Below are 19,961 nucleotides of genomic sequence, written 5' to 3'. Positions count from 1 at the left end.
GCGGTCATCGCGTAGCTCTCCTGAAGGACTGTGGTAGGTCATCCAGAAGATCACGCGGTGGCCGCCTCTATGTGGAGGGCCCGCTGGTCACCGGGGCCGTCGCACACCACCTTGGTGGACGCCACTCAGAACAGGTCCGGTGACCCTCCAGCGCAGCTGTGACCAGGGGACTGGTCACAGCGGGGGGCCGGCAGGAGAGGATGGGCGCCGCACACCGCGCGGGACCAGCCGGCGCAGACGAGCTTGGGGTGGATGACGAGATGAAGTTCCGGGTGGCACGTGAGGTGCTCGCCGAGGCCGTGGCATGGACGGCGCGCAGCCTGCCGCCGCGGCCGTCGGTGCCGGTGCTCGCCGGGATCCTGCTGGAGGTGGAGGGCGGCCAGCTGGCGGTCTCCGGCTTCGACTACGAGGTCTCGGCCCGGTCCGAGGTCGACGTGCAGTCCACCGAGGCCGGCCGTGCGCTGGTCCCCGGCCGGCTGCTCGCCGAGATCACCCGGGCCCTGCCGCCGCACCCGGTCGACGTGGTCGCCGAGGGGGCCCGCCTGGCCATCAGCTGTGGCAACGCGAAGTTCAGCCTGCCCACGCTCCCGGTCGAGGACTACCCGTCCCTGCCGTCGATGCCGTCGACCGCGGGGGTCGTGGACAGCGACGCGTTCGCCGAGGCCGTCGGCCAGGTCGCCGTCGCCGCCGGCCGGGACGACACCCTGCCGATGCTGACCGGCGTCCGGCTGGAGATCGAGGACGACCTGGTCACCCTCGCCGCCACCGACCGGTACCGGCTCGCCGTCCGGGAGTTCGCCTGGCGTCCGGAGACCCCGGGCCTGTCCGCCGCCGTCCTGGTTCCGGCCCGCACCCTGGCCGACGCGGCCAAGACGCTGACCAGCGGCCCCGAGGTGGTGCTCTCGCTGGCCTCGGGCGGCTCCGGGGAGGGCATCCTCGGCATGTCGGGCAAGGACCGCCGCACCACGACCCGCCTGCTGGACGCGGAGTTCGTGAAGTACCGCGCGATCATGCCGAGCGAGTCGTCGTCCTTCGCCACCCTGCCGGTCGGCTTGTTCACCGACGCCGCCAAGCGCGTGGCCCTCGTGGCCGAGCGCGGCACCCCGTTGCGCTGCGAGTTCACGCCCGGCCAGGTCACGCTGCGCGCCGGCGGCACCGACGACGAGGGCCAGGCCGAGGAGCGCTGCGACGTCGAGTTCGACGGGGAGCCGCTGACGATCGGCTTCAACCCGACGTTCCTGCTCGACGGCCTGGCCGCGGTGCACACCGACCGCGCCCGGATGGACTTCACGACGGCGCTGAAGCCGGCCGTGCTCTCCGGGGTCGACGAGCCCTCTGCCGACGACGAGGACAACGGCAGGCCCGCCGAGCGGGCCGGCTCGTACCGGTACCTGATCATGCCGGTGCGGCTGCCCGGCTAGGAGTGGTCCCCGTCGCGCGAGCGCCGGGGAGGGCGAGCACGATGGGCGACGGCGCGTGCCCCGGGCCGCGCCCAGGCGCGACGGGTGCGCCGCGACGGTGCGGCTGCCCACCGAGACCTGCCGCGGGAGGACCGCGGCCCACGAGCGAGACATCGACGACGGAGGAGAAGACGTGCAGCTGGGGATGGTCGGACTGGGCAAGATGGGCGGCAACATGGCCGAGCGGCTGCGTCGCGCCGGTCACGACGTGGTCGGGTACGACTCGTTCTCCGAGAAGCGGGACGTGGAGAGCCTCGAGGCGCTCGTCGAGGCACTGGAGGCACCCCGGGTGGTCTGGGTGATGGTCCCCAGCGGTGAGCCCACCCGGGCGACGGTCCGCGAGCTGGGCGAGCTGCTCAGCCCCGGTGACGTGGTCATCGACGGGGGCAACTCCAAGTTCACCGACGACCAGGAACACGCCACGGAGCTGGGCGCCAAGGGCCTGGGCTACATCGACGCCGGGGTCTCCGGTGGCGTGTGGGGGCTGGAGAACGGCTACGCGCTGATGGTCGGTGGCTCGAAGGGGGACGTCGCCAAGGCGCAGCCGGTCTTCGACGCGCTCAAGCCGCCGGCACCCAAGGACGAGGCCGGTCAGCCGATCGAGGGCGCGGGCTTCGTGCACGCCGGCCCGTGCGGCGCCGGCCACTTCGCCAAGATGGTCCACAACGGCATCGAGTACGCGATGATGCAGGCCTACGGCGAGGGCTACGAGCTGCTGGCCGCGGTCGACCTGATCGAGGACGTCCCCGGCGTCGTCGCCTCCTGGACCCAGGGCACCGTCATCCGCTCCTGGCTGCTGGACCTGCTGGTCCGCGCGCTGCAGGACGACCCGGACCTGGAGAAGATCTCCGGCTACGCCGAGGACTCCGGTGAGGGCCGCTGGACCGTCGAGCAGGCCATCGAGCACGCCGTCCCGATGCCGGCGATCTCGGCATCGCTGTTCGCCCGGTTCGCCTCCCGGCAGAGCGACTCCCCGACGATGAAGGCGGTGGCCGCGCTGCGCAACCAGTTCGGTGGGCACGCCGTCCAGGCCGTCGAGGCAGCCGAGCCGCCGGAGGCCGAGACCCCCGCGTGAGCACCGGATCGACGTCCGTCCTCCACCAAAATGGCCATTTTGGTGGAGGACGTGGTCGGGGCTGAGCCGTGTACCTCCGGCACCTGCAGGTCGGGCACTTCCGCAGCTGGGAGTCCGCGGACCTGGCGCTGACGCCGGGCCCGACCGTGCTGGTGGGGCGCAACGGCCAGGGCAAGACCAACCTGGTCGAGGCGGTCGGTTACCTGGCCACGCTGGGCAGCCACCGGGTCTCCGCCGACGCCCCTCTCGTGCGGCACGGCGCGAGCCAGGCGGTGGTGCGCGCGGCGCTGCGGCGCGACGACCGCGAGCTGCTGGTCGAGGTGGAGATCAACCCCGGCCGGGCCAACCGGGTGCGGGTCAACCGGGCCCCGCTGCCCCGACCACGGGAGCTGCTCGGGCTGGTCCGGACGGTCCTGTTCGCCCCCGAGGACCTCGCCCTGGTGCGCGGCGACCCGGCCGAACGCCGGCGCTTCCTCGACGACCTGCTGGTCAGCCGCACACCGCGGCTGGCCGGGGTGCGCAGCGACTACGACCGGGTGCTCAAGCAGCGCAACGCCCTGCTGAAGACGGCGAAGCTCGCCCGCGGCAACGCGCTGGCCACGCTGGACGTCTGGGACGGCCACCTGACCGAGCTGGGCGGTCAGCTGCTGGCCGCCCGCCTGCAGCTCGTCGCCGACCTCGCCCCCTACGTGGCCGAGTCCTACGCCGGGGTGGCCGGTCCCGGCGCCGACCGGGCGGCGCTGGGCTACAGCAGCTCGGTGCCGCTGGCCGGGGACGGGGCGCCGGTCGACCCGGCGCGGGTGCTGCCCGGCGCCGAGGAGCTCGCCGCGGCGCTGCGCGAGCGGGTCGCCGAGCGGCGCAAGGACGAGGTCGACCGCGGGGTGACCCTGGTCGGTCCGCACCGGGACGACCTGGTGCTGCACCTGGGCCCGGCGCCGGCCAAGGGCTACGCCAGCCACGGTGAGTCGTGGTCCTTCGCCCTCGCGGTCAAGCTGGCCTGCTTCGCGCTGCTGCGCGCCGACGGCGACGACCCGATCCTGGTGTTGGACGACGTCTTCGCCGAGCTGGACACCGGCCGCCGGGCTGCGCTGGCCGAGGTCGCCCGCAGTGCCGAGCAGACCCTGATCACCGCGGCGGTCGCCGAGGACGTCCCGGCGGTGCTCCTGGGCACCCGGGTGCAGATCGCCGACGGGCAGGCGCGGATCCTGCCCGGGGAGCCGGCCGACGAGAGCGCGGCAACGGGGGAGGCAGGGGTGGACGGTGGCTGAGGAACGCCCGGCACGACCCTCCGACATCGCCCGCGCGGCACTGGAGGCCGCCCGGGCGGCCTCGGCCTCCCGGCCGCAGCCGACCCGTCGCCGGGTGGCCGGCCCGCGACGCCGCTGGACCGGCCCCGGCCCCGGCGCCGACGACCCCCAGCCGCTCGGTTCCCTGGTCGACTCGCTGGTCACCCAGCAGGACTGGACCGCCCGCACCAAGGTCGGCGCGGTGTTCGGGCGCTGGGACACCCTGGTCGGGCCGGAGATCGCCGCGCACTGCCGACCGGAGTCGCTGAACGAGGGCGAACTGCTGGTGGTCGCGGAGTCGACGGCCTGGGCGACGCAGCTGCGCCTGCTGGCGCCGACCATCCTGGGGAAGCTGCGTGCCGGGGTCGGCGGGGACGTCGTGACCAAGCTGCGCGTTGTCGGTCCGACGGCGCCGAGCTGGAAGAAGGGCCCGCGCACCGTCCGTGGCCGTGGGCCGCGGGACACGTACGGATGAACAGCGAGACGAGGAGTCAGCGATGAGCAGCCCGCGCGACCGCGACCGGGACGGGTTCGACGACGGCGCCGGCGGCCAGTGGCAGGAGCCCGCGCACCTCGGCGGGGACACGCCCAGCGGCGGTGAGACCGGCCCCGCCGCTCCCCGCCCCGACGACGACCGCCCTGCCCCGACCGGGGACGAGCGGACCGGGTCCCAGGCCTGGCAGCCGCCGGGCTGGGACCTGCCGGCGGTGGAGCCGGAGCGCCCGGCCACGACCCGGGACGAGGCCGCCTGGCAGCCGCCGGGTGCCGACCAGTGGCAGTCCGAGGCGCCACCGCCCGCGCAGACCGACCGTCCCCGCCGGGGACTGGGTGGCCTGTTCGGTGGCGGGCGCTCCCGGTCCGGGGACGACGCCGGCGCCGGGTACCGCGACGTCCAGCCGGACCCGGCCGTCGCCGCGGACCCCTACGGCACGCAGCTGTGGGCCCAGCAGTTCGGCTGGGTGCTCTCCGACGGCACCGCCCCGGAGGACGAGCCGCTCACCGCGCTGGTGCGGTCGGCGCCGGTCCGCCCCGGCAAGGAGGACCAGGCCAGCCGCGTCCTGCGTGGGCGGGGCAACGGCCTGGACCTGGTCGCCTTCGACATCGTCTCCCCGGTCGGGCGCGGCTTCGTGAGCACCCACGCGATCACCGCGGCGCCGGTGCTGGGCTCGGTGCCCGCCTTCCGGCTGTCCCCGGCCCGCATGTGGCGGCACGGCACCGGCGGGATGCTGCAGATCCCCAGCCCGGACCCCGAGTTCGACCGCCGCTGGGTGCTGCTCGCCGCCGAGGACGGCCCGCAGGTCCGCCGGATCGCCGAGGACCCCGTCGTCCGGCAGTCGCTGCTGGGCACCGACGACGGCGACGAGGTCTGGTCGGCGGCCGGCTTCGTCGCCGCCATCCGGCCCGACGCCAACCGCCCGCAGCTGATCGAGCACCACGCCCGGCTGCTGGCCGCCGTGGTCGGCGCACTCGCCGCCGCGGCCTGAGCACCACCGCGATGACGTCGGGCGGGACGGCGACGGACGAACCGACGCCGTCCGCCGGGCTGCGCGAGCTGCTGCCGCTGCTGCGCCCGCACCGCCGGGCGCTGGGGGCGGCCGCGGTGCTCTCGCTGTTCTCGGCCGCGGCCGCGCTGGCCCAGCCGGCACTGGTGGGGCAGGTGATCAGCGCGGTCGGCTCTGGCGGTGCGGTGCTGCCCGGGGTGGTCGCGCTGGTCGTCGTCCTGGTGGCGGCCGCGGTGCTCGGGGCGGGGCAGCAGTACCTGCTGCAGCGGACCGCCGAGGGTGTCGTCCTCAGCACCCGGCGGCTGCTGGTCGACCGGCTGCTCCGGCTGCCGATCGCCGAGTACGACCGGCGCCGGACCGGCGACCTCATGTCGCGCGTGGGCTCGGACACCACGCTGCTGCGGGCCGCGGTCACCAGCGGCGTGGTGGAGATCGTCGGCTCGGTGGTCGTCGGCGTCGGCGCGCTGGTGGCGATGGCCCTGGTCGACGTCTGGCTGCTGCTGGTCACCGTCCTGGCGGTCGGCGTCGGGGTGACCACCGCCGTGCTTGCCTCCCGCCGGGTCCGGGAGCTGTCCCGGCAGGCCCAGGAGCAGGTCGGCGCGATGAGCGCAGCGGTGGAGCGCGCACTGTCGGCGGTGCGCACGATCCGGGCGAGCGGGGCCACCGCCCGGGAGGTGGACACGGTGGGCACCAGCGCCGAGCGGGCGTTCACCGCCGGGGTGCAGGTCGCCCGGCTGGAGGCGCTGGTCTCACCGGCCGGCTCGATCGCCGTCCAGGGCGCGTTCCTGGCCGTGCTGGGGCTGGGCGGCTACCGGGTGGCGACCGGCTCGATCGCCGTCGCCGACCTGGTCGCCTTCATCCTCTACCTGTTCCTGCTGGTCATGCCGCTGGGGCAGCTGATCGGTTCCTACACCCAGCTGCAGACCGGTCTGGGCGCGCTCGCCCGGGTGCAGGAGGTGCTGGCGCTGGAGCCCGAGCACGACGAGGAGCCGGAGCGCCCGGCAGCCGGCCGGTCGCCGGCGGTGCTCCGCACCCCGACGGGCGCTGACCCCGTGCCGCTGCTCCAGCTGGACCGCGTGGGCTTCGGCTACCCGGACGGGACGGCGGTGCTGCACGACGTCTCCTTCACCGTGCCGGCCGGCAGCCGGGTGGCCCTGGTCGGGCCGTCGGGCGCGGGGAAGTCCACGGTGCTCGAGCTGGTCGAGGGCTTCTACCCGCTGTCGGCCGGGACGGTCCGGTGGGCGGGCACCGACGTGCGCGAGCTGCCCCGCGCCGCCCTGCGCGCCCGGATGGGCTACGTCGAGCAGGAGGCGCCGGTGCTGGCCGGCACGGTGCGGGAGAACCTGCTGCTCGCCGCGCCGGACGCCGGGGAGGAGCAGCTGTGGCAGGCGCTGTCCGACGTGGGCCTGACCGGCGTGGTGCAGCGCTCCGCCCGCGGACTCGACGTCGCCGTGGGGGACGACGGGGTGCTGCTGTCCGGTGGTGAGCGCCAGCGGCTGGCGATCGCCCGGTCGCTGCTGGCCCGGCCGGCGCTGCTGCTGCTCGACGAGCCGACCGCCAGCCTCGACGCCCGCAACGAGGGCCTGCTGCGCGAGACTCTCGCCGCGGCGGCGGCCGACCGGGCCCTGCTGGTGGTGGCCCACCGGCTGTCGACGGTGGTCGACAGCGACCAGATCGTCGTCCTGGACGCCGGCCGGGTGGTCGCCGTCGGCACGCACGCGGAGCTGGTCGACACCAGCCCGCTCTACCGCGAGCTCGCCACCGCCCAGTTACTGGTCCCGTAGCGGCGTTCCACGTGGAACGTCCGGCTCCAGTCGACACAGGACGGCGTGTCGACCCGGGGGGCAACACAGGTGGTGGCGCGTGAGTCGGGAGAGGCTCTCGCGCCACGTCAGGCCCCGGACGGGCGGTCTGCGGTGTACGCACCCGGTACTCTGGAGGGGACACACCCCCAGCAGCCCGCTGAGAGCCGTCCTGCGCGCCTCGACATCGTCGTCGACGTGGCGCCGCGGCCGCGAGGTTGCGCAAGAGAAGGGCCCCACGTGGTCGCTCAGCCGCAGACCGAGAACGCCTACTCCGGCAGCTCCATCACCGTCCTGGAGGGGCTGGACGCGGTCCGCAAGCGCCCCGGCATGTACATCGGCTCGACCGGTGAGCGGGGCCTGCACCACATGGTGTGGGAGGTGGTGGACAACGCCGTCGACGAGGCGCTGGCCGGCTACTGCGACACCGTCCGGGTGACCCTGCTCGCCGACGGCGGCGTCCGGGTCGAGGACAACGGCCGTGGCATCCCGGTCGACATGCACCCGGTGGAGAAGCGGCCCACGGTCGAGGTCGTCATGACCATCCTGCACGCGGGCGGCAAGTTCGACGGCAAGAGCTACGGCGTCTCCGGTGGCCTGCACGGCGTCGGGGTGACCGTGGTCAACGCGCTCTCCCACGCGCTGGACGTGCGCATCTGGCGCAACGGGACCGAGTGGACCCAGCACTACGACGTGGCCAAGCCCGGCGCGCTGACCGAGGTCGGCCCGACGGACAAGCGGGGCACGGCCATCACGTTCTGGGCCGACCCGACGATCTTCGAGACGACGGTCTACTCCTTCGACACGATCAACCGCCGACTCCAGGAGATGGCCTTCCTCAACAAGGGCCTGACCATGGTGCTGCGCGACGAGCGCCCCGGGCACAGCAAGGCCGAGACCGGCGCCGCCGACGAGGCATCGCTGGCCGAGGCCGCACCGACGGTCGGTGCGGAGGCCGCCGCCTTCGAGCCCACCGAGGTCACCTACCGCTACGACGGCGGCCTGGTCGACTACGTGACCTACATCAACCGCCGCAAGACCGCGATCCACCGCTCGGTCATCGGCTTCTCCGCCGACGGCGTGGGCAAGAACGACACCGCGATGTCGGTCGACGTCGCCATGCAGTGGTCCGACGCCTACTCCGAGTCGGTGCACACCTTCGCGAACATCATCAACACCCACGAGGGCGGTACCCACGAGGAGGGCTTCCGGGCGGCGCTGACCTCGATCGTGAACAAGTACGCGATCGAGAAGAAGCTCCTCAAGGAGAAGGACGACAAGCTCACCGGTGACGACATCCGGGAGGGCCTGGCCGCGATCGTCTCGGTGAAGCTCGGTGACCCGCAGTTCGAGGGCCAGACGAAGACCAAGCTCGGCAACACCGAGGTCAAGGGCTTCGTGCAGAAGGTCTGCAACGACCAGATCGGGCACTGGTTCGAGGCCAACCCGGCCGAGGCGAAGACGATCATCACCAAGGCCACCTCGGCGGCCCGGGCCCGCCGGGCCGCGCAGGACGCCCGCAAGCTCGCCCGCAAGAGCCTGCTCACCGTCAGCGGCCTGCCGGGCAAGCTGGCGGACTGCCGCTCGACCGACCCGCGGAACTCCGAGGTCTACATCGTCGAGGGCGACTCGGCCGGTGGCTCGGCGAAGTCCGGCCGCGACTCGATGTACCAGGCGATCCTGCCCATCCGCGGCAAGATCATCAACGTCGAGAAGGCGCGCATCGACCGGGTGCTGAAGAACACCGAGGTCCAGTCGATGATCACCGCCTTCGGCACCGGGATCCACGACGAGTTCGACCTGTCGAAGCTGCGCTATCACAAGATCATCTTGATGGCCGACGCCGACGTCGACGGCCAGCACATCACCACGCTGCTGCTGACCCTGCTGTTCCGCTTCATGCGGCCGCTGGTCGAGGCCGGCCACGTCTACCTGGCGCAGCCGCCGCTGTACAAGATCAAGTGGGGTAACAAGAACCCCGACGACTACGTCTACACCGATCGGGAGCGGGACGAGCTGCTGAAGAGCCGCGCTGCCGAGGGCCGCAAGCTCCCCAAGGACGACGCGATCCAGCGGTTCAAGGGCCTCGGTGAGATGGACGCCAAGGAGCTGTGGGAGACCACGATGAACCCGGAGAGCCGGATCCTGCGCCAGGTGACCCTCGATGACGCTGCCGCAGCGGACGAGCTGTTCAGCGTGCTCATGGGCGAGGACGTCGTCGCCCGCCGCAGCTTCATCACCCGCAACGCCAAGGACGTCCGCTTCCTCGACGTCTGAGGAGGACCCCTCGCCCCCGAGCGGGGGCCGAGGGGCGAGGACCCCGAGGCGCGTGTAGTGCGCATTCATCCACCGCTGTGTATCGACTTGTGGAGAACCAGACGTGACAGAGACACCCAGCCGCGACCGCGTCGAGCCGGTCGACCTCCAGCAGGAGATGCAGCGCAGCTACATCGACTACGCGATGTCGGTCATCGTCGGCCGCGCACTGCCCGACGTGCGGGACGGCCTCAAGCCGGTGCACCGCCGCGTGCTGTACGCGATGTTCGACCAGGGCTTCCGGCCCGACCGGGCGACCGTCAAGTGCGCCCGCGTGGTCGGCGAGGTGATGGGCAACTACCACCCGCACGGTGACTCGTCGATCTACGACGCCCTCGTGCGGCTGGCCCAGCCGTGGTCGATGCGCTACCCGCTGATCGACGGGCAGGGGAACTTCGGCTCCCCGGGCAACGACCCGGCCGCGGCCATGCGGTACACCGAGGCCCGGCTCACCCCGCTGGCCATGGAGATGCTCCGGGACATCGACGAGGACACCGTCGACTTCCAGCCCAACTACGACGGCAAGAACCTGGAACCGCTGGTCCTCCCGGGGCGCATCCCCAACCTGCTGGTCAACGGCTCGGCCGGCATCGCCGTCGGCATGGCCACCAACATGCCGCCGCACAACCTACGCGAGGTCGCCGCCGCCGTCTTCTGGATGCTCGAGCACCCCGAGGCGGAGGCGGAAGAGGCGCTGACCGCCTGCATGGAGCGGGTCAAGGGCCCGGACTTCCCCACCCACGGGCTGATCGTCGGCCGTGAGGGCATCGAGGACGCGTACCGCACCGGCCGTGGCTCGGTGCGGATGCGCGCCGTCGTCACCGTCGAGGAGGACAGCCGGGGCCGGGTGCAGCTCGTCGTCACCGAGCTGCCCTACCAGGTCAACCCGGACAACCTGGCCGAGTCGATCGCCGAGGGCGTCCGCGACGGCCGGCTGCAGGGGATCTCCGAGATCGCCGACGAGTCCAGTGACCGGGTCGGCCGGCGGCTGGTCATCACGCTGCGCCGGGACGCAGTTGCCAAGGTCGTGCTGAACAACCTCTACAAGCACACCCAGCTGCAGACCACCTTCGGCTGCAACATGCTCTCCATCGTCGACGGCGTGCCCCGCACCCTGCGGCTGGACGAGCTGATCCGGCTGTGGGTGACCCACCAGATCGAGGTCATCGTCCGGCGCACCCGCTACCGGCTGCGCAAGGCCGAGGAGCGCGCGCACATCCTGCGCGGGTACGCCAAGGCGCTGGACCACCTCGACGAGGTCATCGCCCTCATCCGCCGCAGCGAGTCGGCCGAGGCCGCCCGCAGCGGCCTGATGGAGCTGCTGGACGTCGACGAGATCCAGGCCGTCGCGATCCTGGACCTGCAGCTGCGCCGGCTCGCCGCCCTGGAGCGGCAGCGGATCCTGGACGAGCTGGCCGAGATCGAGGCCCGCATCGCCGAGCTGCAGGCGATCCTGGACTCCCCGGAGCGGCAGCGGCAGATCGTGCGCGACGAGCTCGCGGAGATCGTGGAGAAGTACGGCGACGACCGGCGCACCCAGTTCGTGGCCAACGACGGTGACGTCTCCATGGAGGACCTCATCGCCGAGGAGCAGGTGGTCGTCACGATCACCCGCACCGGCTACGCCAAGCGCACCAAGGCCGACCTGTACCGCTCGCAGCGGCGCGGCGGCAAGGGCGTCATGGGCGCGCAGCTCAAGCAGGACGACCTGGTCCAGCAGTTCTTCGTGGGGTCGACCCACGACTGGATCCTATTCTTCACCAACAAGGGCCGGGTCTACCGGGCCAAGGCCTACGAGCTGCCCGAGGCGGCCCGGACCGCCCGTGGCGCGCACGTGGCCAACATCCTGGCCTTCCAGCCGGACGAGAGGATCGCCCAGGTCATCCAGATCAAGGACTACACGGTCGCCCCGTACCTGGTGCTGGCCACCGCCCGCGGTCAGGTGAAGAAGACCCGGCTGACCGACTTCGACTCCCCCCGCTCCGGCGGCGTCATCGCGATCAACCTGCGCGACAACGACGAGCTGGTCGGTGCGGCGCTGATCAGCCCGGACCAGAACCTGCTGCTGGTCACCCGCAAGGCGATGTCGATCTGCTTCAGGGCCAACGACGAGCAGCTGCGCCCGATGGGCCGGGCCACCGAGGGCGTGCGCGGCATCTCGCTGGCGCCGGACGACACGCTGCTGTCGATGATCGTGGTCCAGGAGGGCGTCGACGTCCTGGTCGCCACCGAGGGCGGCTACGCCAAGCGCACCGGGATCGAGCACTACCCGGAGCAGGGCCGGGGTGGCAAGGGCGTGCTCACCGCCGACCCCAAGGCCCGCAAGGGTGCCCTGGTGGGGGCGCTGGCCGTGGTCCTCGGTGACGAGCTTTACGCCATCACCTCCGGCGGCGGGGTCATCCGCACCCCGGTGAACGGCGTCCGGCACACCCGGGACCGGGCGACCATGGGTGTCAAGCTCATGAACTTGCCGGAGGACGTCTCCATCGTGGCTATCGCGCGTACGACGGACAACGACGAGCCCGACGCCTAGGGTGGGGCGGATGCCAGACCGGTGTTGCGGACGACGACGTCCGCGCTCCGGGCTGTGCGACGACCACCGCAGTGACCGGCCCACCGCCCTCTGCACCATGGCGGACCCGGTGGGTGCACCGACGCGGCGAGGGCCGCAGGGCGACAGGAGACTGGGATGAGCGACCGGGCACGCAGTTCGGTGCGTACCGACTCCCGTGAGGGGGACGGCACCGCCGACGCGGCACCGGAGGGTGCCACCCCGGTCGCCGACCGGCCCGCGCCGGCCGGTGCGGCCACCGCACCCCCGACGAAGGACGGCGGCCAGCCGTCGTCCGACTCGCCGGCCGCGCCGGCCGCCGCGGCTGCCCCCGCGAAGGCCGCTGACAGCGGTCCGGCCGATCGGGGCGGTGCCTCCGCGGCCGGCGGCGCAGCCCGCCCCGCGGCGAACGGCCGCTCGGCCGGTGCGTCCCCGGCGGGCAAGCCCTCGGTGGACGAGCCCGCCCCGGCCAAGGGCCCGGCTCGGAGCAGTGCTCCCGCGGCCGGCACGGCGTCCGCTCCGGTGAACCGGCCGGCGGGCGCTGCCCGTGGCGCCGCGCCGCGCAGCGGGGTGCCGGCGGCCGGCTCGGTCCCGGTCGACTCGACCCAGGCGGTCGGCCTGCCCCCGGCGGCTGCGCGCCCGATCGACCCGGCGGCCCGACCCGACCCCGCGCGCCCCACGGCCAGGCCGGCATCCCGGCCGGCCGGCCAGGGCGCCGGTCGGGCCCCCTCCGGCAAGGCCCGCGGCGCCGTCAACCGTGGCCCGCGTCGGGCCCGGCTGCAGCTGCGCCACATCGACACCTGGTCGGCGCTGAAGATCTCGCTCGTGCTCTCGATCGCCCTGTTCTTCGTGTGGATGGTCGCGGTCGGCATCCTGTACGGGGTGCTCAGCAGCCTGGGCGTCTTCGACACGGTCAACGACCTGATCGGGCAGCTGGCCACCACCACCGAGACCACGGACGGGGGCGGTGAGGTGATCACCGCCGGCGTCGTCTTCGGTGGCGCTGCGGTGATCGGGGCGATCAACATCGTGCTGCTCACGGCGCTGTGCACCGTGGGGACGTTCGTCTACAACCTCTGCTCCGACCTGGTCGGCGGTCTCGAGGTCACCCTCGCCGAGCGTGACTGACCCCCCTGCCCCCCACTGCTCGCAGGCTCGCAGCGGGCCCCTGCAGGGGGGCCGTCGCGGGCGAGCGGGATGGGCCAGGTAAGCTCTTCCACGGTCCACGGGCCTGTAGCTCAGACGGTTAGAGCGCATCCCTGATAAGGATGAGGCCGGAGGTTCAAGTCCTCCCAGGCCCACCCGTGCACCGACGGCGGGCGACAGCGATCTCCACGGGGATCACGGTCGCCCGCCGCTGGGTCCCGGCAGCGGTCACCGGCACCGCGGTGGCCCACACCGTTCGAGGAGGTCCCGCGTGCTGAAGAAGCTGGCGATGGCAGCGCTCGCGGCCGGTGCCCTGGCGGCCGTGCGCAAGCGCAGCTCCGGCAAGGGCGAGGCCGACCTGTGGGCCGAGGCGACCCGCGGCCCGGGTTCGGTCAGCACGCCCGGCGCCTGATCCCGCGACTGCGGTCGACCGACCACCGCAGTCCCCCGGGGACGTAGCTCAATTGGCAGAGCACCGCCTTTGCAAGGCGGGGGTTAGGGGTTCGATTCCCCTCGTCTCCACTCCGGGCCCGCCAGGGCCCTCGAGGGCCCTCGCCGGCCGCCGGGCACAGCCCGGACGCACCGGGCGCCCAGCGGCCTCCCGGTCGGCAGTGGGAGAGTGGTCGTCGTGACTGAACAGACCTCCGCCGCACGGCGCGCCGTCCTGCACACCAACCACGGCGACATCACCGTCGACCTGTTCCCCGACCACGCCCCCAAGACGGTCGCGAACTTCACCGAGCTCGCCGAGGGCAGCCGCGAGTGGATCGACCCGCGTACCCGGGAGAAGACCACGGCCAAGCTCTACGACGGCACGGTGTTCCACCGGGTCATCCAGGGCTTCATGATCCAGGGTGGCGACCCGCTGGGTCAGGGCACCGGTGGCCCCGGCTACCGCTTCGGCGACGAGTTCCACCCCGACCTGTCGTTCAACCGCCCCTACCTGCTGGCCATGGCCAACGCGGGCCCCGGCACGAACGGCTCCCAGTTCTTCATCACCGTCACCAACACCCCGCACCTGAACAACAAGCACACGATCTTCGGTGAGGTGGCCGACGACGCCAGCCGCCAGGTCGTCGACGCGATCGCCACCGCCCCGACCGCCCGCGGCGACCGCCCGGTCGAGGACATCGTGATCAACTCCGTCGAGGTGCAGCGCAGCTGAGCACCCCCGAGGGCAGCGGGGGCGCCGGCGCGGAGCCGCAGCCGGCGCCCCCTGCCACCTGCTACCGGCACCCGGACCGGCCCACCGGGGTCCGCTGCGCCCGCTGCAGCCGGCCCATCTGCCCGGAGTGCATGAACCCGGCCGCGGTCGGCTTCCAGTGCCCGGACGACGTGCGGGCCGGCAACGCCACCGTCCGCCGTCCCAAGCGCACCACCGGGCTGCGCAGCGCAGCCCGGCGGTGGGGGGCAGCCACCCTCTCCCTCATCGCGCTGAACCTGCTGGTCGCCCTCGCGACCGCCGGCTCGGCGATCAGCGTCGGCGTCAACCCGCTGCGCAGCTTCCGCTCGCCGCTGCAGGACGACTTCGCGATCGTCCCCTACCTGGTCGACGCCGGTGAGTGGTGGCGGGTGGTCACCAGCGCCTTCACCCACGTCGGGCCGGTGCACCTGGCGCTGAACATGCTCGCCCTGCTGCTGTTCGGCTCCGAACTCGAACGCCAGCTGGGTCGGGGCCGCTTCCTGACCGTCTACCTGGTCTCCGCGCTGGGCGGCGTGGCCGCCCTGCAGCTGTTCGGCAACTACCTCGGTGCGGTGGTCGGCGCATCGGCGGCGATCTACGGCCTGCTGGGCGCCTTCGGCGTGGTCCTGCTGAAGCAGAAGCAGGACCTCCGCGGGCTCCTCACCCTGCTGGTGATCAACCTGGCGATCAGCTTCCTGCCCGGGGTCTCCCTGCTCGGGCACCTCGGCGGGCTCGTCGTCGGCGCACTGACGGCCGGCATCCTCGTCCTGGGCGGCCGCCGGCGGCCGGTCGTGGTCGGCGGGGTCGCCGTCCTGGTGGTCGTGCTGCTGGTGCTGGTGTTCGGCGGGCTGCGCTAGCGCCCTGCGCCGGCGGCGTGCAGGTCCCGGGCGACCGCGTCCGGGTCCTGACCCAGCTCCCGGCGGCCCAGCACGACCAGGACGGCGTCGTCCGTGACGTCCTCCAGCTCCAGCGTGCGGGCGCGCAACCCCCACCGTCGTGACGTCCGCACCCGGGCGCGCAGCGCCGGCCAGGCGATCGTCGTCCCGCCGCTGATCGCCCGCACCGTCACGCCGTGGGCGTCGGCGCGGAGCCGGGGGCGCAGCAGCAGGTCGCGGGCGGCCAGGCCCAGCAGCAGGACGGCGCCGCCACCGACGAGGACCCGCCCGACCGGGTCGACCAGCAGGGTGGCCAGCGCGAGGGCCACGCCGGCGGCGGCCATCGCCACCGCCTCGCCGATCCGGGGCGACCAGTGCACGGAGCCAGCTTGTCAGCACCGGCTGCGGACCTGTACGCGGCGCCTAGCATCGGGGAACCGGACGTCTGAGACGTCACCGTCTGCGATGAGGAGTGGTCCATGCGCGATGCCGTCATCTGTGCCGCCGTCCGCACACCGGTGGGGAAGCGGGGCGGCGGGCTGTCCGGCGTGCACGCCGCCGACCTGTCCGCCACGGTGCTCCGTGCCCTGGTGGAGCGCACCGGCCTGGACCCGGCCGTCGTCGACGACGTCTTCTGGGGCTGCGTGAGCCAGGTCGGTGAGCAGACCAGCAACATCGGCCGGGTCGCGGCACTGGCGGCCGGCTGGCCGGAGACGGTGCCCGGCACGACCATCGACCGGCAGTGCGGCTCCTCCCAGCAGGCGGTCGCCTTCGCCGCCGCGACCGTCATCAGCGGTCAGGCGGACGTCGTGGTGGCTGGTGGGGTCGAGTCGATGAGCCGGGTGCCGATGGGCTCCTCGGCCGGTGACGGGTCGGCCGGCCGCCCGCTGGGGCCGCAGTACCTGGCCCGCTACGGCGGGGTCGCGCCCAACCAGGGGGTCGGGGCGGAGATGATCGCGGCGCGGTGGGGCCTGTCCCGGGCCGAGCTCGACGAGTTCGCGCTGGGCTCGCACGAGCGGGCGGGCAAGGCCCAGGCCGACGGGGCCTTCGACACGCAGCTCGTCCCGGTCCACACCCCCGAGGGCGCCGTGGTGACCGCCGATGAGGGCATCCGCACCGGCGGCACGCTCGAGGCGCTCGGGGCGCTCAAGACCCCCTTCCAGGCCGACGGCGTGATCAGTGCCGGCAACGCCAGCCAGATCTCCGACGGATCGGCCGCGCTCCTGGTCACCACCTCCGAACGGGCTGGCGAGCTGGGGCTCACCCCTGTGGTCCGGGTGCACACGACGGTCGTCGCCGGTGACGACCCGGTGATCATGCTGACCGCCCCCATCTCGGCCACCCGCAAGGTGCTGGACCGCTCCGGGCTGGCGCTGGCCGACATCGGGGTCTTCGAGGTGAACGAGGCGTTCGCCCCGGTGCCGCTCGCCTGGCGCCGGGAGATCGGCGCCGCCGCCGAGGCGGTCAACGCCCTGGGTGGCGCGATCGCGCTCGGGCACCCCCTGGGCGCCTCGGGCGCACGCATCATGACCACGCTGGTGCACCACATGCAGGCCACCGGCACCCGGTACGGGCTGCAGACGATGTGCGAGGGCGGTGGCATGGCCAACGCGACGATCCTGGAGCTCCTCGACCGCTGACCGACCCGGTCCCGGTCGTCCACAGCCCCCGTCCACGCGGACGGGGGCTGTGCTGTCCCGGCGACCGTCCACCGGGGTGGGGATGTCGACAACTCGCCCGGACACGCGCGGGAACGGCCCGTCACGCTGCTGGTTTGCGCTTCGGGGAGTCGGGTAGTAAGCGCCTGATCGCCTTCGGGAGAAGGATCAGAGCGACCGGTTTTCCCACAGGTGTGTACACAGCTGGGGACGGAGTTCCACGGGTGTAGTTACCCCTGTGCCGTTTCCGTCCCAGTGGTCACATCGCAGGCATTCCCGCAGGTCAGCCCGGGGTCCCGCGGTCCGGGCAACCCACAGATCGTGGACAACCCGGTGGATGGCGGAGCAGCCTGCCTGTGGACGGAGCGGCCCGCTGTGCACAGACGATCTTCCGGCGAGCCCCTGACCTGCACGTTGACCGTTTGTCGACCCAGCGAGCCGGTGACGGCTCGCTGTGCACTGGTCACCGAGCGGAGTACCGACCGGTCAGCGTCCCCTCGGGGGACGAGGCCCACACGACGAAGGCCCCCGTCCCGGAGGGACGAGGGCCTGTCGGTCGAGCCGTGCGCGGGCGTCAGCGCCAGCGCATCGACATGATCAGCCCGGCGACCATGGCGCCGAAACCGATGGCGAAGTTCCACGGGCCCAGCGTCGTCATGAGCGGGATCCGGTCGCCTGCCACGTAGTAGACGACGATCCACAGCAGACCGAGCAACATCAGCGCGACCATCACCGGCGCGTACCACCGCGGGCTCGGCTGCGCGGCCTGGGCCCGGGCCGCGCTCGCGGGCAGCACGCCCTCCGGCGGCGTGTAGACCGACTTCTTGCGCACCTTCGACTTGGGCACCTGGCGGACTCCCTCCCGGGCCGGTGGCCTGACGCCCCGGCGTGAACGCCCACCAGCCTAAGCTGAGACGGCCAGCAGTCCCGCCCCGTCGCGCGGTGGCGTCACCCCTGTTCGCCCCTCCGGGGTGGGCGCCGACACCAGGAGGTGTGCATGACCCGCATCGGGCGCCCCCGCCGGTTCGACCCGTGGGTCGTGCTCGTGCCCGTCGTCGCCCTGGCCGCCGGTCTGCTGTTCGCCACCTCCAGCACGACGGCGCAGGGCACCGACCTGCGGGGTGGGGAGGTCACCGAGCTGTCCGCGCTGATCGAGGAGCGTGACTCCACCGTCGCCGGTCAGCAGGCCGAGCTGGCCGCCCTGCAGCAGCAGGTGCAGGCGCTCACCGACCTGGCGGCCTCGCGGAACGGGGAGGTCGCCGCCGTGCAGCAGGAGGCCGCCCCCGGGGTCGGCTCCGCCGGGCTCGCGGAGCTCACCGGGCCGGGGCTGGCCATCGCGCTGGACGACGCCCCGCGCACGTCCGCCGGCACCACGCCGACCGAGGGCAACCCGGACAACCTGGTGATCCACCAGTCCGACGTCCAGGCGGTGGTGAACGCTCTGTGGGCCGCCGATGCCGACGGCGTGGCCATCATGGGGCAGCGGCTGATCTCCACCAGCGCCGTCATCTGCGTCGGCCCCACCCTGCTGCTGCACGGCCGTACGTACTCACCGCCGTACGTGGTCACCGCGGTCGGGGACGCCGACGAGATGCGGGACGAGCTCGCCGCCTCCCCGGGGGTGCAGGTCTTCCAGGAGGCGGCCGACGCCTACGGGCTGACCTTCGACGTCGAGGAGCAGGACAAGCTGACCCTGCCGGCCTATGACGGGGCCCTGGACATGCAGTACGCCAGGGTCGGCTGACCGTCTGCGCCCGACCGTCCCGATCGTGGTGACGGCGCACTCCTGTCGTGTACACCTGAGACCGTGGGGGCCCACTCGGGCCGCCCGACACCGCCCTCTGGAGATCGAGCCCCTCGTGTCCCGCACCGACGTGAGTGTCCAGCGATGAGCCTGCCCGCCGTCCGGCCGGTGCTCGTCGTCGACAACTTCGACAGCTTCGTCTACAACCTCGTCCAGTACCTGGGCCAGCTCGGGGTGCCCAGCGTGGTGCGCCGCAACGACGCGGTGACCGTCGACGAGCTCACCGACCTCGACCTCGCCGGGGTGTTGCTCTCCCCCGGCCCCGGCACACCGGTCGACGCCGGCGTGACCGTGCCGATGGTGCGGGCTGCCACCGAAGCCGGGTTGCCGGTCCTCGGGGTCTGCCTGGGGCACCAGGCGATCGCCGAGGCCTTCGGTGGCGTCGTGGGCCGGGCGCCCGAGCTGCTGCACGGCAAGACCAGCCAGGTCGTGCACGAGGGCGTGGGCGTGCTGGCCGGGTTGGACAGCCCGTTCATCGCCACCCGGTACCACTCGCTCGCGGTGGAGTCCGACAGCGTCCCGGCCGAGCTGGAGGTCACCGGCCGCACGCCGTCGGGCATCGTGATGGCGCTACGGCACCGGGAGCTGCCCATCGAGGGGGTGCAGTTCCACCCCGAGTCGGTGCTCACCGAGGGCGGGCACCGGTTGCTGGCGAACTGGCTGTCCAGTTGTGGACTGGCACCGGATCCCGCCCGGGTCGAGGCGGCGGCAGCCACCGCCCGCCGGCTCACCACCGTCACGATCTGAACCGGCCACTCCGCCGGGTGGCCCGCGCTCAGCTGGTGGGCTGCGCCGGTGGGGTGGGCTCTTCCGTCGGCGGAGCCGCCGAGGTGGTCGGGGTGGGCGCCGGCTTCACCGGGAGCACCAGCACCGATCAGGTCGACAGCCTGCAGCCCGCCGGCACCGTCGTGGGGCTCGACCCCACGCCGGGCAGCCAGGCCGCCCCGGACGTGTCGTTCCGGCTGAGCATCTCCACCGGCTCGATCACCCTGCCCGACGTGCGCGGGCTCACCGAGCCCGCCGCCCGGGAGGCCCTCGTGGACGCGGGGCTCGACAACGGCGTCATCGTGCCGAACAACGTCGAGCGGGACGACGCCACGCCGGGCACCGTCGTCGACACCGACCCGGGGCCGCGGGCCTCCGTCTCGGCCGGCGAGACGGTGACGCTGCTGATCGCCGTCCCGATCGTGGTGACGGCGCACTCCTGTCGTGTACACCTGAGACCGTGGGGGCCCACTCGGGCCGCCCGACACCGCCCTCTGGAGATCGAGCCCCTCGTGTCCCGCACCGACGTGAGTGTCCA

Annotated in this window: 18 protein-coding genes and 2 tRNA genes; 18 read left to right on the top strand and 2 right to left on the bottom strand. The window is 73.1% G+C overall.

Annotated elements, in window-relative coordinates; genetic code table 11:
- Positions 1 to 260 precede the first annotated feature (260 nt).
- The 14 genes from dnaN to G5C62_RS16500 all read left to right on the top strand — a co-directional run bounded on the left by dnaN (position 261) and on the right by G5C62_RS16500 (position 15,178).
- Positions 261 to 1,421: a DNA polymerase III subunit beta gene (gene dnaN, locus G5C62_RS16565; RefSeq protein ID WP_164701845.1), complete on the top strand. Its 1,161-nt coding sequence runs from the start codon at positions 261 to 263 to the stop codon at positions 1,419 to 1,421.
- A gap of 172 nt (positions 1,422 to 1,593) precedes the next feature.
- Positions 1,594 to 2,535, top strand: a complete 942-nt coding sequence (gene gnd, locus G5C62_RS16560) for a phosphogluconate dehydrogenase (NAD(+)-dependent, decarboxylating) (RefSeq protein ID WP_164701843.1) — start codon at positions 1,594 to 1,596, stop codon at positions 2,533 to 2,535.
- A 68-nt stretch (positions 2,536 to 2,603) separates the two neighbouring features.
- Entirely contained in the window at positions 2,604 to 3,803 is a 1,200-nt protein-coding gene (gene recF / locus G5C62_RS16555; RefSeq protein WP_164701841.1) for a DNA replication/repair protein RecF, read from the top strand.
- Positions 3,796 to 4,296 carry a DUF721 domain-containing protein gene (locus G5C62_RS16550; RefSeq protein ID WP_164701839.1) on the top strand — a complete coding sequence of 167 codons (501 nt, stop codon included), beginning with the start codon at positions 3,796 to 3,798 and terminating at the stop codon, positions 4,294 to 4,296. The genes recF and G5C62_RS16550 overlap by 8 nt, the downstream gene beginning before the upstream one ends.
- A gap of 22 nt (positions 4,297 to 4,318) precedes the next feature.
- Positions 4,319 to 5,305 (top strand): hypothetical protein, encoded by a 987-nt coding sequence (locus tag G5C62_RS16545; protein WP_164701838.1) that lies wholly within the window; start codon positions 4,319 to 4,321, stop codon positions 5,303 to 5,305.
- 11 nt (positions 5,306 to 5,316) lie between these two features.
- Complete coding sequence (locus tag G5C62_RS16540) at positions 5,317 to 7,107, top strand: ABC transporter ATP-binding protein (RefSeq protein ID WP_164701836.1); 1,791 nt, start codon at positions 5,317 to 5,319, stop codon at positions 7,105 to 7,107.
- Positions 7,108 to 7,365: 258 nt separating this feature from the next.
- Positions 7,366 to 9,402, top strand: coding sequence for a DNA topoisomerase (ATP-hydrolyzing) subunit B (gene gyrB, locus G5C62_RS16535; RefSeq protein ID WP_036338057.1), 2,037 nt, complete (start codon positions 7,366 to 7,368; stop codon positions 9,400 to 9,402).
- 103 nt (positions 9,403 to 9,505) lie between these two features.
- The gene (gene gyrA, locus G5C62_RS16530; protein WP_164701834.1) at positions 9,506 to 11,974 is read left to right on the top strand and encodes a DNA gyrase subunit A; all 2,469 of its coding nucleotides are present in this window, start codon (positions 9,506 to 9,508) and stop codon (positions 11,972 to 11,974) included.
- A gap of 156 nt (positions 11,975 to 12,130) precedes the next feature.
- A complete protein-coding gene (locus G5C62_RS28725; protein WP_164701832.1) occupies positions 12,131 to 13,120 on the top strand; it encodes a DUF3566 domain-containing protein in 990 nt (329 codons plus the stop codon).
- Between the two features lie 99 nt (positions 13,121 to 13,219).
- Positions 13,220 to 13,293 (top strand) — tRNA-Ile (locus G5C62_RS16520).
- 116 nt (positions 13,294 to 13,409) lie between these two features.
- Positions 13,410 to 13,550, top strand: a complete 141-nt coding sequence (locus G5C62_RS16515) for a DLW-39 family protein (protein WP_164701830.1) — start codon at positions 13,410 to 13,412, stop codon at positions 13,548 to 13,550.
- 37 nt (positions 13,551 to 13,587) lie between these two features.
- Positions 13,588 to 13,660 (top strand) — tRNA-Ala (locus G5C62_RS16510).
- A gap of 106 nt (positions 13,661 to 13,766) precedes the next feature.
- Entirely contained in the window at positions 13,767 to 14,303 is a 537-nt protein-coding gene (locus G5C62_RS16505) for a peptidylprolyl isomerase (protein WP_036332487.1), read from the top strand.
- A gap of 131 nt (positions 14,304 to 14,434) precedes the next feature.
- Entirely contained in the window at positions 14,435 to 15,178 is a 744-nt protein-coding gene (locus tag G5C62_RS16500) for a rhomboid family intramembrane serine protease (RefSeq protein ID WP_036332490.1), read from the top strand.
- Here G5C62_RS16500 and G5C62_RS16495 read toward each other — a convergent pair.
- A complete protein-coding gene (locus G5C62_RS16495; RefSeq protein WP_036332492.1) occupies positions 15,175 to 15,576 on the bottom strand; it encodes a PH domain-containing protein in 402 nt (133 codons plus the stop codon). The two genes, G5C62_RS16500 and G5C62_RS16495, sit on opposite strands and share 4 nt — an antisense overlap.
- A 99-nt stretch (positions 15,577 to 15,675) precedes the next feature.
- On the opposite strand from G5C62_RS16495, the gene G5C62_RS16490 reads away from it, so the two are divergent.
- A complete protein-coding gene (locus tag G5C62_RS16490; RefSeq protein ID WP_164701829.1) occupies positions 15,676 to 16,836 on the top strand; it encodes a thiolase family protein in 1,161 nt (386 codons plus the stop codon).
- A 592-nt stretch (positions 16,837 to 17,428) separates the two neighbouring features.
- Here the strand turns inward: G5C62_RS16490 and crgA are convergent.
- Positions 17,429 to 17,701, bottom strand: a complete 273-nt coding sequence (crgA, locus tag G5C62_RS16485; RefSeq protein WP_036332496.1) for a cell division protein CrgA — start codon at positions 17,699 to 17,701, stop codon at positions 17,429 to 17,431.
- 150 nt (positions 17,702 to 17,851) lie between these two features.
- Between crgA and G5C62_RS16480 the strand changes: the two genes are divergently transcribed.
- The 3 genes from G5C62_RS16480 to G5C62_RS16470 form a co-directional block, all read left to right on the top strand.
- On the top strand, positions 17,852 to 18,598 hold the full coding sequence (locus G5C62_RS16480) for a DUF881 domain-containing protein (RefSeq protein WP_164701828.1): 747 nt from the start codon (positions 17,852 to 17,854) through the stop codon (positions 18,596 to 18,598).
- A gap of 144 nt (positions 18,599 to 18,742) precedes the next feature.
- A complete protein-coding gene (locus G5C62_RS16475) occupies positions 18,743 to 19,405 on the top strand; it encodes an aminodeoxychorismate/anthranilate synthase component II (RefSeq protein ID WP_164701827.1) in 663 nt (220 codons plus the stop codon).
- A 17-nt stretch (positions 19,406 to 19,422) separates the two neighbouring features.
- Positions 19,423 to 19,961, top strand: a 539-nt coding sequence (locus G5C62_RS16470) for a PASTA domain-containing protein (protein WP_206330690.1), incomplete at its 3' end; no start/stop codon positions are given.

This window comes from Modestobacter sp. KNN46-3 (assembly GCF_011039295.1).
This window is presented reverse-complemented; position numbering and strand designations above follow the sequence as displayed.

What these genes read in the sequence shown, in the direction of transcription:
- dnaN (WP_164701845.1), top strand. Translation starts at nt 261, where the DNA reads ATGAAGTTCCGGGTGGCACGTGAGGTGCTCGCCGAGGCCGTGGCATGG.
- G5C62_RS16545 (WP_164701838.1), top strand. Translation starts at nt 4,319, where the DNA reads ATGAGCAGCCCGCGCGACCGCGACCGGGACGGGTTCGACGACGGCGCC.
- G5C62_RS16540 (WP_164701836.1), top strand. Translation starts at nt 5,317, where the DNA reads ATGACGTCGGGCGGGACGGCGACGGACGAACCGACGCCGTCCGCCGGG.
- G5C62_RS28725 (WP_164701832.1), top strand. Translation starts at nt 12,131, where the DNA reads ATGAGCGACCGGGCACGCAGTTCGGTGCGTACCGACTCCCGTGAGGGG.
- G5C62_RS16500 (WP_036332490.1), top strand. Translation starts at nt 14,435, where the DNA reads ATGAACCCGGCCGCGGTCGGCTTCCAGTGCCCGGACGACGTGCGGGCC.
- G5C62_RS16490 (WP_164701829.1), top strand. Translation starts at nt 15,676, where the DNA reads ATGCGCGATGCCGTCATCTGTGCCGCCGTCCGCACACCGGTGGGGAAG.
- G5C62_RS16480 (WP_164701828.1), top strand. Translation starts at nt 17,852, where the DNA reads ATGACCCGCATCGGGCGCCCCCGCCGGTTCGACCCGTGGGTCGTGCTC.
- G5C62_RS16475 (WP_164701827.1), top strand. Translation starts at nt 18,743, where the DNA reads ATGAGCCTGCCCGCCGTCCGGCCGGTGCTCGTCGTCGACAACTTCGAC.